The organism is Ruegeria marisflavi (assembly GCF_025673445.1).
In the GTDB taxonomy this organism is placed as follows: domain Bacteria; phylum Pseudomonadota; class Alphaproteobacteria; order Rhodobacterales; family Rhodobacteraceae; genus Ruegeria_B; species Ruegeria_B marisflavi.
In genome coordinates, this window is sequence record NZ_JAOVQN010000011.1 from 1 (window position 1) to 11,254 (window position 11,254).

The window sequence follows — 11,254 nt, forward strand, 5'->3', positions numbered from 1 at the left end:
CATTGGTCGCGACGAACTCGCTGAGGGCACCGCTGACGCGGACAGTCATTGTGGTGGTGCGAGGCATGGCGCGCTCCTTGTTTGGCTATGTATTCAAGATAACCAAAATCGAACACAAAACAAGGGCCCGCACACCGTGCAACGCCTCCGCCTATTGACGCTCCCGGTCCTCGACATCCTCCACGACCAGCCGGTCCGCCAGCGCGAGCAGCGCGATCAGCACGGCATTGGAATGCTGCAAGAGCGAAACCAGGAAGGACAGAAACGGATTCGAAATCGAGGGACGGTTTACGGAATCCTAAGAGCTCTGCAAAACTGTCCTAACCCCTTGCATTCCCTTTGTTTCGGAGCATTGCTGTGCTGCTGCGAATTGGGTGAGAAGGACTTCCCGCCTTTCGCGGCCAAGCCGCTTTGAGAGGAACTCTTGCTATGCGCACCAGCCTGACCCATCCGCTTCAGATCGCCACGCCTTGCCCCGATGCAGGGATGGGGCGGATCGGAATGACCTTCTGCCCCGGCAAGGTGCAGGCGGGTGCGATGACCGGCAATTGGAACCGCGATCTTGGGCTCGATCTCGATGCGGTTCGTGATTGGGGCGCGGTCGTGGTCGTGACCCTGATCGAGGATCATGAACTCGAGACCCTTCAGGTCCAGGGAATGGGCGATGCCGTGCGCAAACGGCACATGGACTGGATGCACTTGCCAATCCCGGATGTCTCGGTGCCGGGCCCTAGTTTCGAAAGAGCCTGGACCGACTGTGGTCCCGACCTGCTTGGTCGCCTGCGCTGCGGCTTCGACGTTCTCGTGCACTGCAAGGGCGGGCTTGGCCGGGCCGGCACCATTGCGGCGCGGCTGATGGTTGAACTGGGACATGCGCCGCAGGCGGCCATTGACGCGGTGCGTGCGGCTCGGCCCGGAGCGATCGAAACGGTCCTGTCAGACAGATTCTAACTGTTCTCAGAAATGGCACGATGACTGCCTTTTAGGCCGCGCAGAGACTGCGCCATTCGGCCAGGGCGGCGGCGCGGTTCAGCTTGTAGTTAGCTCTGGAGGAGAGGCTGCGCTCCGAATTGAAGTGGTTAAAGACCGAGGCGTGGACGGCGGCGAACATCTGCAAACTTCGCATCCGCCTGAAGCGCAGCATCGCCCGTTCTCGTCGTCGGAATGGCAGGTGCGAGTTCTCGGCCCGATTGTTCAGCCAGCGACCAGTTTCCTGGCGATGGCTGGCACCGATTTCCCTCAGAGCGGCACCGTAAGACCTGAGCCTGTCGGTTACGATCGATTCCGGGCGACCGTGCTTGCGCATTGCTTTCCTTAGAAATTTCAGCGCGGCTTTCTTGTCCCGCTTCTTCGTGACGAAGCTCTCAAGGACTTCGCCCTCGTGATCTACCGCCTGCCAAAGGTAGTGTCTTTTGCCATTGATCTTCACGAACATCTCGTCGAGATGCCAGCTCCATCGGCTGGATTTCATCCCTGCAATCCTGCGCTTTCGGATTTCAGCGGCGAACATCGGCCCGAACCTGTGCTACCAGAACCGCACCGCTTCGTGGCTCACATCAATGCCGCGCTCGTGGAGCAAATCTTCCACGTTTCGGAGAGACAGTGGAAACCGCACGTACAACATGACCGCCAAGCGGATGATCTCTGGGCTGGTCTTGAAATAGCGAAATGGCGATCGTTTGGGAATGGCTGGACGCTACAAAACCGCCCTGCCCGCCTCAAGCCGGCTTGCTTTGACAGCACCCCATCGCCGGTCAAGAGTCTCGATCGGTGACTGGGTGCCTTCCGTTTCACGGCTCTGGTAGGAAATCTGGGTGAACACACCGTTGCTGATGTCCTTCAGCAGAGACAGAGTGTCGGTTGGACGCGCCATGACGAAGCCCTCGACCCATCGGGAAAGTTGACCGTCCGGGTCGGGGTATTGCGGAACCGTCAACGCGCCGAGATCAGTCCATTCGTCGGCGGCGTAGTCAAAGGGATACTGTGCGGCAGAGGCGGCGATGGCAAAGACCGGCCATGCTGGCGCGGTGAGATCCACTGTAGCACGGCTCTCGATCACCAGATGATCCGTCAGACCGTCAAAGACGGCGGTGGCGACAGCGTTGCCGGCCACGTCATGAGCCCAGGTTACCGTCGCCGTCGGAGAAATGGAGAGGGCGTGCGCAAGTAGTCACAGTTCCCTGGTTTCTCGGGGACGTAGCATCAACCGATGGGGCCCAAGAGGGACCTTTTGACGGTATCTGTAGGTCGTGGTGTGAACGATGTCGAGGCAGGCCAAAATGATGTTCCAGTTAGGATTGAGGAAGACGGCGCGCGGCTGTGGGGATCAGCGGCGGCGAGATGTGCCCGGGCTGACGGGCGCGGCGTTCCGCCAGGCGTTCAACCCTTTGCAGCGCCTGCAAATCCGTTCTCCGAAACCCTCGCTCCAGAACATGGTTTCGCATCGGAGGCATCGGCGTTCTTGCGGGACGTCGCCCAATGCCCTTGCGGTCGCGATGTCGTCTGGCGGTGCACCTTCGGCGGTGGCCTTGTTCGTCATCACGTGCGTCCCGCTGTTTGGCAGGCGCTCAAGGGCGGCACCGGGTCCGGTTTAGGAGGCATGCCTTCGTTTTCGGCGGTCTTGATCGACTCCTCGTCCCGCGCCATTTGGACCGCCGTCTTCGAAGGCCGTGCATCATAGTTGGGATCAGGCCTCCTGCGCCCGGCGTAGAGATGGCGCAGATGTGCCTCAGAGACACCGTCGGCCTTCATCACGAGGCGTATCATCGGGTCAGCCAGCATTTCCTCAAGGAAGAAGTCGGACAAGGCTTTGCCCGTCAGCTTGTCCCTGGCGCGTGCATGGTCGAGGTCGGCAAGGGAAACGGTCAGAGTTCGTGCAAGTCCAGGATGGGATGTCCGGGGATGAAGCTTCACCAGGACGGAAGCTTTCCAGGCTTCGGGATCCTGTTGATCCGGGGGAGAAACCAGCTCCGTTTCGATCTCGTACTCGCCTGCCGGGAGCATCTCGGCAAAGCCTGGAATGGTGAACGGTCGGGAAAAGACCGCAACGGTCTTGCTTGTCAGGTCTTCCATTGGCGTGATCCTATCCCTTGTTGCTGCGGGTGGTCCGCGCCCCTCTTGGGAAAGGGGCGCGTGATCTGTGCACCTTTTAAGAAGTCTTCGATTTCGCGGGCGCTTCCTTGCCGGTGGCCTTGGCTTCGTTCTCCTTGGCAGGGGGCGTTGCGGTCTCTGCAGGCTTCGGCTCCATTGCGGCCGCAGCTCTGGCGGTAAGGTCCTTGAAGGACATGTCATCGATCCTTTGATTGGCCGGTGCCGACTCCTTATCCATTTCGGACCGGGATCCCTGGCATCGGTATCACCTATATGGGGGCTGGCGACCCGATTTACGATGGCACGCCACGAAGAATACCAAGGTCAGTCCAGTTCTTCCGTCCAAACATGGAACTCGGTCAGCATGTTCGGGCCGAACGTCTGCGTCAGAGGCACATCGGCGGCATCCCGACCGCGCGCGATCAAAATCCTCCCCAGGCGCGGGTTATTGTTTCGTGGATCTAAAACCCACCAACGGCCACCTAGAAAGACCTCCATCCAGGCAGCGAAATCGTCTGGCGCATGAGGCTCCGGCTGACCGAATTCGCTCAGGTAGCCGGTGCAGTAGCGGGCGGGGATGTTCATGCAACGGCAGAGGGCGATTGCGAGATGGGTGAAATCCCGGCAAACACCCTGCCGGCCGGCCAACGCTTCGGACGCCGTGCGTGTTGCGCTCGCCTGCATGTAGTTGAACGAAATGGCAGAATGGACGTAGTCGCAGATCGCCTGTACACGCGCCCATCCCGGCGGCGTACTCTCGAACAGGCGCCAAGCGTCTTCCGACAGAAGATCCGTATCGCAGTAGCGACTGCCAAGGAGGTATGCCAGCGTCTCGAACGGTAGATCCACAACCGCATGTTGTCGGGCGTCCGGGGCGGCCGGATCGGGCAGACCGCTATCGCGGAATATCCCGTCCGTGGACAAGGTGAAGTCCCCCGCCGGCGCCACCATCCGCGTGCACCAGTTTCCGAAGCCGTCACGATAGGATTCGAGCGGCACGCTTGGTGAAGTCACCAGCTCGTCGACGTTCTCCAGGTCGCCAAAGCGAGAATAGCGCACGTTCAGCATGGCGACGAGCGGCGTCGGCTGGACCATCCGGTAGAGCAGGCGGCATCCTATCCGCATCCGTTTTCCGAACAGGCCGCCATGGGTGGCTTGTGGCACTCTATCGCCCAAGAACGCACTCCCCGTTGGAGAGCTGAAAACTGCGGTCGCAGCGCCACCTGTTTCCAGATCGATCGAGATGGGCATTTGCCGGCAGGGCGATCGCAACGCAGGTTTTGTCCGTGGCCTCATATGCCCGGTCGCAACGCCATCCAGTTTCTTTTGACTCCGGGTCAAGATACGCGTTTGCCGGAAGTTTCACGGGATCGCAGCGGCCATCGATCTCGAAGAAGCCCCTCTCGCAGATCCATTTGGCGCCATAGACCGCATTGGTGAGATAGCCGTTCTTGGGAACCGCAATGGGAGCGCATGCGTCTGCCGTCGCCCTAAAACCGCGCGCGCAGGCCCACCCCGAACCTGAGGTTTCATCGGTAAGAAATGCATTCTCTGGAAGAGTGATCGAAATACATGCCTTACGATCCAAACGATAACCGCGCTCGCATTGCCAACCGAAACCCGAAGATCGCAAGAACGCGTTCTCGGGCACCGGGATTGCTTCGCAAGTTGAACCACCCTTTTCCTGGTATCCACGTCGGCACGCCCAGCCCGTGCCGAATGAACGGCCAGTTGCATAGGCGTTCTCGGGCAAGTCGATGGCGACGCATTCTGTGTCATCTACCCGGTATCCCAGGTCGCAGTCCCAGCCACCGCCATAGTTCCGGGCCTCTGCATTCTTGGGGACCGGCCCGGTGCCATCCTGCGCAAAAACCGGTAGCGCAGAAAAGGCAATCATGCCGGTCGCGGCGATCACCGCCATACCCAGGCCGAGCTTCGGCATCCATGCTCTGGCCGCCTTGATGAACCGGCTCATCCTTCGTCCACCGTGGTATCCGGCTGCTCGGGTATCGCATCGACATCGAGCGATGCCAGGCAGGCTTTTGCGATGTCGCGATCCGGGGTTTCGGTTCCGGGGACCGTCGCCCAGCCAGCGGCCATGAGGGCGTCGCGTCTCTGATAGGCCGAGGCGGCTCGTATCGTTTCCAGCTTGCTCCTTCGCTGGGGGTCAGTTCGGGCTATGTCGAGGCAAACCGGCACCATTGATGCGACGACATCGTCTCGGGACATCGCCATCGCCCTGTCATATGCAGTTCCGCCGGTCACCCAGCCGCCCCAGGAAAATCCGACGATGCCGACAAAAGCGCCGCCAATCACAGCACCATAGATGCCAGGTTTAAGCCATTCGGGAGTGTTCATGTTCTATCCTCCTGCGGGGAAAGCGCCGCATCGCTGTGTTTGTTTGGTTTGGTCGTGGCCGCATCCCGGCTCAGCGCCTTTTCCAGGTCGCCATCGGAAGTCGCCCACAACTCGGTCCGTCCCGCATGACGGCCCCTTCCGCGCTCCGTCAGATAGGTGGCCGTCCGTCTATATGCCTCGAAGCTCAATCCTTGGAGAAGCTCCTCTTCGACGAGAATTTCGTAGTCGCCCGCAGGCAAATCGCCCGGGTATCCCGGCAAGGTGAACGGGTTCGAAAACGTCATCCTCGATCTGGTCGACCGCATGTTCATCTCTGGTCTCCGCGATGTTGGCAGATCCTTCGCTCACCACTGTTGACGGCCCCTTGGAGTTCGGGACGGACCAGTCGAACGATTTATTCTCTTGTACGCCGTGATCGTTCGACTGGCGCTATCGCATGTTAGTCCCGGGCACCGAACCGGCTGCGACCTCCCCGGGGGCGGTTGCCCGCACTGACCTGTGTAAGGGCGCGGGGACCGACCTGCGCGTATCCTTTGGGAAACAGGGGCGATCTGCGTTCCTGCAACCCTTGAAAGGATTGGCAATGGCCGACCCCAGTGTTCTCAACCCGCACCCGCCCGAGTTCGATCGGTTTCTCCATGCCTCCGTCGGCGAGGACCGGAACGGCTATGCCGTGACCGTGCTCTCCACGCTTGCGCGGCTTGGCCTCGATCCATGGAAGGAAACCGCTGAACTGGTCACGCTGGGGCGCGACGCCGCGCGAGCGCGATTGGGAACGCTGCTTGCCCGGTTTCGGGACGTTCCTGCGCTCGCCAGCGATCACGGTAAGGTCGCACGAGACTTGAGCCAGCTGCTCCCCGAAGACCGGGCGTCAGGTAGTCTGAAGCGAGCCGCCTCGACGGTGGCCGGCGGCCGGCCAGGCACAAGCGGAGCGATCTGGGCGGTGCTCGCGATCATCTTTGTACTGTTTCAGATGTTAATGGTTGGCGGGTCGGGGTCAGGCGAATGACCGTCTCAACCGCTACCATGGGCAGACCGGCACATGCGGCACACAAGTCCGGCACGCTATCGCCTCGCGAACAGGGCGTTCTCTGGGACATGGAGGAACACTTCTGGACCAGTGGCGCCGACAACGCGCGGGCAACGACTGCGACTAACGCCGTCATGGTCTTCCCCTATCCGCCCGGCATCCTCCAGGGCGATCAGATCTGGACCCACCTTCGTGAAAGGACCGGCTGGCGCTCCGTTGTCATGGCCGAACGGCGCGTGATGCGGTGTCGTGACATCGCCATTCTCACCTATCGCGTCTCGGCAGAGAAACCCGATGTGCCGATCTACAAGGCGCTCTGCGCCTCAACCTACCTATACGATGATGACACATGGCTGAGGGTTTCCCACCAGCAAACCGTAGTGACGTGAGTGCCATGACGTCAATCGACCTGCGACAGGCGCCGGGACTAACCTGCGTCAGTGCAGGGGACTGGTGATACCGTCTAAGTGAGACGTGCCCGCCGAATATTTGGCGGTGCATTTTTTTCCGAGTACCTGAGAAGCGTGTGGGCGTGCCGATCCCAAGAAAGGTCGGCATGTCTGCACGCTTCTTATTCTCGGATCGTCCATGAAAGGACATTTCCAATGACTCCCGAACAGAACAAGACCGCCGAGAAAATGACATCCGTGAAGGCCGCGTTGGATAAGGCGCCCGCTGGCGCGAAGAAGGACACGGCGCTCAAGCACTACCAGGCCGCCGACAAGGCAAACACGGCCAGGAACGATGCCGAGACAAACAAGGAACTCGATGCGGCGACCCACGCTCTCGCGTGACCTCCAGCATTTGACGTGATCACCGGGGTCGCCTGCCGCGCAGCGGAGGGCGGCCCGCTCATTTCAGGAGCGGCCCGGCCTGGTCCAAATATGCAGGATCGAACTCGGCAAGTTTCACCAGCCCCTCATAGTCGTGAAACGACACGCGGCCGTTCCGAAAGGTTACCAGGGCGTGTTCGCGAAGCTGCCGCAGGACACGGTTCACATGGACCGCGCTCAACCCCAGCGTATCGGCAAGGTGGTACTGCGTCAGCGGGCAGTCGAACCCCTTCTTGCTACCCATGCCGACCAGCGCAAGCCTCGATCCCAGCTCCAGCAGGAAATGCGCCATTCGGGCGCCTGCATCGCGTCGACCGATCCCGACAAGGTGCTCCACCACCATCGCCTCGTCCCTTGACGCAGCCCAGAGAATGGCGGTCGCCAGGCGAGGGGTCTGTGCAAACGCATCAAGAAGATCATGCGCCAGAACCTCGACGGCTTCGATGTCAACAATGGGTTCGAAACTGTGGTCCGAGGTGCGTAACAGCACGCTGCGCAATCCAAGAAAATCCCCGGGCACCTGGAAATCGACGATCTGGCGCGCCCCATCCGGCTGGATCTTGTAGGAACAAACCCAGCCCGCCGACAGGATATAAGCCGTCTGGGCGGATTGCCCCTGATGTACCATGTCCTGTCCAGCAGCGAACGTCCGGCGGCGTCGGTGCAGCCGCGCAAGCACAGCGAGCTCCGATTCCGACAAGACGACGAAAGCCGAAAGCTTGCGAATGAAGGGGCTGTGCGCCTCGCCGGTCATGTACGCCCTCGCAGTATCAGCAGGTTCTGATGGAGGCAGTCGCGAAAAATTTGGCCTAGCCACTGCTTCAGATCAGTTCACCCTAGCACATTTCCTGCAAGAAAGGAGCGGACCACTCTGGCGCGCCACAGTCATGCACGCCAATTCACAGCGAGGAGCGCCCACGTTGCCAGACAAAACAGATCATGCCGGCATGGCGGCCCTGTCGATCTGCGAAGCGCTTCTGCTGGCGATGAAAGACCGCAAACTGCTACCAGAGCACGAGATCATCGGGGTTCTCCGCGATGCCGCGGCAACCCACGAGAACGACACCGGCCCGAACGCGGAAATGCACCAAGCTGTTGCGGCTCTCATCAACCGAATCATCGCTGGTGAAAACTCCGTACGCAGGCCTTGACCCGAACACTTTCCACCAAAGAGGACCCCAGATTGCCCCTCCGATCTAATTCCCCATTGCCCCACCTGCTGCTTCAACCGCCCGACGATCGGGACATGCCTCCCAGCAACGACGGGCTTGATGGCGATGTGCGCTCCGCCCAGTGGGATGATGAACGGCGTCCGGGCGCATTGCCGGGTCAAGCCCACGCGCCGGAGGGTCCATCCGCAGGTGTCTCCCCGGATGCCGGCATCCCCTCGTGTATCAACGTTCCAGTACGGGACAATACGCACCTAAGCGCGTCGGACTGGACGAGGACGCTGGCGAGATACCGCCAGCCGCGTCCCTCCCGAAGCGTTTTCGAACTTGCAGTCACCCTCGTGCCGTTCGTCGCATTATGGGCAGCGGCCTGGTGGATGCTGACGATCAGCACCGCCATCGCCCTAGCTCTGGCCTTGGCGAATGCTGCTTTCCTCGTCCGTCTGTTCATTATTCAGCACGATTGCGGGCACGGATCCCTGTTCCGCGACCGGCGCCTTTGCGACTGGATCGGCCGGGTGCTTGGTGTCGTCACACTCACACCCTACGACGTCTGGCGACGGACTCATGCGATTCATCATGCCTCGGCCGGCAATCTCGACCGGAGGGGTGTCGGAGACATCCCGACCCTGACGGTGACTGAGTATCAGCAGAAAGGATGGCTTGGCCAGGCCCTCTATCGAACTATCCGCAATCCAATCTTTCTGTTCGCGGTGGTGCCGTTCTATACCTTCTTCTTTCAGAACCGGCTGCCCGTTCACCTGATGCGATCCGGTTGGCGCTATTGGATGAGCGCGATGGCGACGAATGCAGCCATTGCCCTCATCTTGACTACTGTTGTCTGGCTGGGCGGCTGGGACGTGCTGCTGTTCGTGTTCCTGCCCACGATGTTTCTGGCCGCTATCGCCGGCATGTGGTTCTTCTACGTCCAGCACCAGTTCGAAGAAACCAGCTGGCAGCACGAGGATTCCTGGAACATCCACGAGGCAGCCCTTCACGGCAGTTCGTACTACGACCTTCCCAGAATCTTGCGATGGATCACGGGCAATATCGGCGTCCACCACGTGCATCACTTGGCCAGCCGGATCCCATTCTACCGCTTGCCCGAGGTGATCGCGGATCACGCGATCCTGGCACAGACGAGGCACATTACACTTTGGGAAAGCTTCCATTGCGCACGACTGCACCTATGGGACGAGAAGCACCGGAAACTTCTTTCATTCGCGGAGGCCCGGACGCTTGCCGCCTGAGCCGTCCCGGACGCGGCTGAGGCGCCGGCAACTGCTTCTGGTGGTCAGCTCAGCCGCGTTGCGATGGCACAGCCTCTCTCGACCCGAAAAGGTATACTTCTCCCGTGATCGATTCTCATCAAGGCCTGCCCCATGAGGCCGCCGACAGCATAACGAAACCATTCGCACGCTTCCTGAAGATCGAAGCGGCAGCTGGTGGTCTCCTGCTAGCGGCTGTTATGCTGGCTTTGGGGCTGGCCAACTCGCCGTGGCAAGAAGGCTTTCTTCGTTTCTGGGAGACCCCCATCGGTCTCACATTCGGCTCGTTGGATTTCACCCGCTCTCTGCGGCACTGGATCAACGACGGTCTGATGACCCTTTTCTTCTTCGTGCTTTCTCTGGAACTCAAGCGCGAGTTGGTTCTGGGCGAATTGTCTTACGTCAGCGCCCATGGGACAGTTTAGGCATATTGCGGAACGGAGGGTGTTGTCAGAAAGGTGCTGACGACGAATTCGAACTCGTCTCCGAAAGGGCAGGATGACTGCCTTTTAGGCCGCGCAGAGACTGCGCCACTCGGCGAGAGCAGCGGCGCGGTTGAGCTTGAAATTCTGTCGGCTGGTGAGGCTACGCTCCGAGTTGAAATGGTTGCAGACAGAGGCGTGGACGGAAGCAAATTTCTGCAGACTTCGCATCCTGCGAAAACGGAGCATCGCCCGCTCTCGTCGTCGGAATGACAGGTGTGAATTCTCCGCTCGATTATTCATCCAGCGGTCGATTTCCTGTCGATCGGCGTTGCCGATGTCGTTCATCGCCGCGCCGTAGGACCGGAGCTGGTCAGTCACCAAGATATGCGGCCGTCCATGGCACTTCATCGTTTTCTTCAGGAATTTCAATGCCGCCTTCTTGTCCCGCGTCTTCGTCACGAAGCTTTCCAGCACCTCGCCCTCATGATCGACGGCCCGCCACAGGTAATGACGTTCCCCATTGAGCTTCACGAACATCTCATCCAGATGCCACCGCCATTGCGGCCAGGCGCGCATCCGCTCAACGCGTTTCTTGCGGATCTCGGACGCAAACATCGGACCAAACCTTTGCCACCAGAACCGAATCGTTTCGTGGCTGACATCGATACCGCGCTCGTGAAGCAGATCCTCAACATTGCGCAGTGACAGCGGAAATCTGACGTACAGCATCACCGCCAGACGAATGATCTCTGGGCTGCTATGGAAGTATTTGAACGGATCACGTTTCGGCATGCCGAGAAGCTACGAGACCGCCCTGCCCGCCTCAACCGGATTCCTTCTGACACCGCCCGACATATCGCTGGTGACGACGTGCATGGACCTCGGCCGCCGCGCCGCCGAGGCGCAGGCGGATGACGCGACGGCGCGGCTCTGCGTTCGCATCGCCAATGATTGCCAATTGATCTCCGACATGAAGATGGATCAGACGTTCCCTGCGCAGTTTGGCCGAAGCCAGGTATTCGAAAGCTTTGCAGCGACCCGCGAGCGTCACCTTTGATGGCGCGCAATCATCTCTTCCATA

At 60.2% G+C, this 11,254-nt stretch carries 17 protein-coding genes and 2 pseudogenes; 9 read left to right on the plus strand and 10 right to left on the minus strand.

Annotated elements, in window-relative coordinates:
* Both OEZ49_RS11730 and OEZ49_RS11735 read left to right on the plus strand, forming a co-directional pair.
* Positions 1-415, plus strand: a 415-nt coding sequence (locus OEZ49_RS11730; protein ID WP_263388487.1) for a hypothetical protein, incomplete at its 5' end; no start/stop codon positions are given.
* Positions 416-429: 14 nt separating this feature from the next.
* Positions 430-951: a cyclin-dependent kinase inhibitor 3 family protein gene (locus tag OEZ49_RS11735; RefSeq protein ID WP_263388488.1), complete on the plus strand. Its 522-nt coding sequence runs from the start codon at positions 430-432 to the stop codon at positions 949-951.
* 31 nt (positions 952-982) lie between these two features.
* On the opposite strand, the pseudogene OEZ49_RS11740 reads toward OEZ49_RS11735, so the two are convergent.
* The 8 genes and pseudogenes from OEZ49_RS11740 to OEZ49_RS11775 form a co-directional block, all read right to left on the minus strand.
* Positions 983-1,687, minus strand: a pseudogene (locus OEZ49_RS11740) (IS6 family transposase).
* A 9-nt stretch (positions 1,688-1,696) separates the two neighbouring features.
* Positions 1,697-2,278, minus strand: a pseudogene (locus tag OEZ49_RS11745) (transglutaminase N-terminal domain-containing protein).
* A 260-nt stretch (positions 2,279-2,538) separates the two neighbouring features.
* A complete protein-coding gene (locus OEZ49_RS11750; protein ID WP_263388489.1) occupies positions 2,539-3,072 on the minus strand; it encodes a hypothetical protein in 534 nt (177 codons plus the stop codon).
* Positions 3,073-3,148: 76 nt separating this feature from the next.
* Complete coding sequence (locus tag OEZ49_RS11755; protein WP_263388490.1) at positions 3,149-3,286, minus strand: hypothetical protein; 138 nt, start codon at positions 3,284-3,286, stop codon at positions 3,149-3,151.
* Between the two features lie 128 nt (positions 3,287-3,414).
* Positions 3,415-4,215, minus strand: coding sequence for a transglutaminase-like domain-containing protein (locus tag OEZ49_RS11760; protein WP_263388614.1), 801 nt, complete (start codon positions 4,213-4,215; stop codon positions 3,415-3,417).
* A gap of 40 nt (positions 4,216-4,255) precedes the next feature.
* Complete coding sequence (locus OEZ49_RS11765; RefSeq protein ID WP_263388491.1) at positions 4,256-5,065, minus strand: hypothetical protein; 810 nt, start codon at positions 5,063-5,065, stop codon at positions 4,256-4,258.
* Positions 5,062-5,448 carry a hypothetical protein gene (locus tag OEZ49_RS11770; RefSeq protein WP_263388492.1) on the minus strand — a complete coding sequence of 129 codons (387 nt, stop codon included), beginning with the start codon at positions 5,446-5,448 and terminating at the stop codon, positions 5,062-5,064. The genes OEZ49_RS11765 and OEZ49_RS11770 overlap by 4 nt, the downstream gene beginning before the upstream one ends.
* The gene (locus OEZ49_RS11775; protein WP_263388493.1) at positions 5,445-5,732 is read right to left on the minus strand and encodes a hypothetical protein; all 288 of its coding nucleotides are present in this window, start codon (positions 5,730-5,732) and stop codon (positions 5,445-5,447) included. Before OEZ49_RS11775 ends, OEZ49_RS11770 begins: the two co-directional genes overlap by 4 nt.
* Positions 5,733-6,031: 299 nt before the next feature.
* Here OEZ49_RS11775 and OEZ49_RS11780 point away from each other — a divergent pair, with 299 nt between their 5' ends.
* The 3 genes from OEZ49_RS11780 to OEZ49_RS11790 all read left to right on the plus strand — a co-directional run bounded on the left by OEZ49_RS11780 (position 6,032) and on the right by OEZ49_RS11790 (position 7,272).
* Positions 6,032-6,457 carry a hypothetical protein gene (locus tag OEZ49_RS11780; protein ID WP_263388494.1) on the plus strand — a complete coding sequence of 142 codons (426 nt, stop codon included), beginning with the start codon at positions 6,032-6,034 and terminating at the stop codon, positions 6,455-6,457.
* Positions 6,454-6,867, plus strand: coding sequence for a hypothetical protein (locus tag OEZ49_RS11785; protein WP_263388495.1), 414 nt, complete (start codon positions 6,454-6,456; stop codon positions 6,865-6,867). The genes OEZ49_RS11780 and OEZ49_RS11785 overlap by 4 nt, the downstream gene beginning before the upstream one ends.
* 216 nt (positions 6,868-7,083) lie before the next feature.
* Positions 7,084-7,272, plus strand: coding sequence for a hypothetical protein (locus OEZ49_RS11790; protein WP_263388496.1), 189 nt, complete (start codon positions 7,084-7,086; stop codon positions 7,270-7,272).
* Positions 7,273-7,330: 58 nt separating this feature from the next.
* Here the strand turns inward: OEZ49_RS11790 and OEZ49_RS11795 are convergent, their stop codons facing one another.
* The gene (locus OEZ49_RS11795; RefSeq protein ID WP_263388497.1) at positions 7,331-8,065 is read right to left on the minus strand and encodes a Crp/Fnr family transcriptional regulator; all 735 of its coding nucleotides are present in this window, start codon (positions 8,063-8,065) and stop codon (positions 7,331-7,333) included.
* A 133-nt stretch (positions 8,066-8,198) separates the two neighbouring features.
* Between OEZ49_RS11795 and OEZ49_RS11800 the strand changes: the two genes are divergently transcribed.
* The 3 genes from OEZ49_RS11800 to OEZ49_RS11810 all read left to right on the plus strand — a co-directional run bounded on the left by OEZ49_RS11800 (position 8,199) and on the right by OEZ49_RS11810 (position 10,173).
* Positions 8,199-8,462, plus strand: coding sequence for a hypothetical protein (locus OEZ49_RS11800; protein ID WP_263388498.1), 264 nt, complete (start codon positions 8,199-8,201; stop codon positions 8,460-8,462).
* Between the two features lie 95 nt (positions 8,463-8,557).
* On the plus strand, positions 8,558-9,730 hold the full coding sequence (locus tag OEZ49_RS11805; protein WP_263388499.1) for a fatty acid desaturase: 1,173 nt from the start codon (positions 8,558-8,560) through the stop codon (positions 9,728-9,730).
* A gap of 104 nt (positions 9,731-9,834) precedes the next feature.
* Positions 9,835-10,173, plus strand: a complete 339-nt coding sequence (locus tag OEZ49_RS11810; protein ID WP_263388500.1) for a Na+/H+ antiporter NhaA — start codon at positions 9,835-9,837, stop codon at positions 10,171-10,173.
* An 84-nt stretch (positions 10,174-10,257) separates the two neighbouring features.
* On the opposite strand, the gene OEZ49_RS11815 is transcribed toward OEZ49_RS11810, so the two are convergent.
* Positions 10,258-10,965, minus strand: a complete 708-nt coding sequence (locus tag OEZ49_RS11815; protein ID WP_263388501.1) for an IS6 family transposase — start codon at positions 10,963-10,965, stop codon at positions 10,258-10,260.
* Here OEZ49_RS11815 and OEZ49_RS11820 point away from each other — a divergent pair.
* Positions 10,964-11,230, plus strand: coding sequence for a hypothetical protein (locus tag OEZ49_RS11820; RefSeq protein ID WP_263388502.1), 267 nt, complete (start codon positions 10,964-10,966; stop codon positions 11,228-11,230). The genes OEZ49_RS11815 and OEZ49_RS11820 overlap by 2 nt on opposite strands.
* Positions 11,231-11,254 lie beyond the last annotated feature (24 nt).

Excerpts from the sequence above, each read along its gene's own strand:
- OEZ49_RS11770 (WP_263388492.1), bottom strand. The coding sequence starts at position 5,448 with ATGAACACTCCCGAATGGCTTAAACCTGGCATCTATGGTGCTGTGATT.
- OEZ49_RS11755 (WP_263388490.1), bottom strand. The coding sequence starts at position 3,286 with ATGTCCTTCAAGGACCTTACCGCCAGAGCTGCGGCCGCAATGGAGCCG.
- OEZ49_RS11800 (WP_263388498.1), top strand. The coding sequence starts at position 8,199 with ATGCACGCCAATTCACAGCGAGGAGCGCCCACGTTGCCAGACAAAACA.
- OEZ49_RS11760 (WP_263388614.1), bottom strand. The coding sequence starts at position 4,215 with ATGCGGATAGGATGCCGCCTGCTCTACCGGATGGTCCAGCCGACGCCG.
- OEZ49_RS11815 (WP_263388501.1), bottom strand. The coding sequence starts at position 10,965 with ATGCCGAAACGTGATCCGTTCAAATACTTCCATAGCAGCCCAGAGATC.
- OEZ49_RS11735 (WP_263388488.1), top strand. The coding sequence starts at position 430 with ATGCGCACCAGCCTGACCCATCCGCTTCAGATCGCCACGCCTTGCCCC.
- OEZ49_RS11765 (WP_263388491.1), bottom strand. The coding sequence starts at position 5,065 with ATGAGCCGGTTCATCAAGGCGGCCAGAGCATGGATGCCGAAGCTCGGC.
- OEZ49_RS11775 (WP_263388493.1), bottom strand. The coding sequence starts at position 5,732 with ATGACGTTTTCGAACCCGTTCACCTTGCCGGGATACCCGGGCGATTTG.
- OEZ49_RS11820 (WP_263388502.1), top strand. The coding sequence starts at position 10,964 with ATGCCGAGAAGCTACGAGACCGCCCTGCCCGCCTCAACCGGATTCCTT.
- OEZ49_RS11790 (WP_263388496.1), top strand. The coding sequence starts at position 7,084 with ATGACTCCCGAACAGAACAAGACCGCCGAGAAAATGACATCCGTGAAG.
- OEZ49_RS11805 (WP_263388499.1), top strand. The coding sequence starts at position 8,558 with ATGCCTCCCAGCAACGACGGGCTTGATGGCGATGTGCGCTCCGCCCAG.
- OEZ49_RS11785 (WP_263388495.1), top strand. The coding sequence starts at position 6,454 with ATGACCGTCTCAACCGCTACCATGGGCAGACCGGCACATGCGGCACAC.
- OEZ49_RS11750 (WP_263388489.1), bottom strand. The coding sequence starts at position 3,072 with ATGGAAGACCTGACAAGCAAGACCGTTGCGGTCTTTTCCCGACCGTTC.
- OEZ49_RS11780 (WP_263388494.1), top strand. The coding sequence starts at position 6,032 with ATGGCCGACCCCAGTGTTCTCAACCCGCACCCGCCCGAGTTCGATCGG.
- OEZ49_RS11795 (WP_263388497.1), bottom strand. The coding sequence starts at position 8,065 with ATGACCGGCGAGGCGCACAGCCCCTTCATTCGCAAGCTTTCGGCTTTC.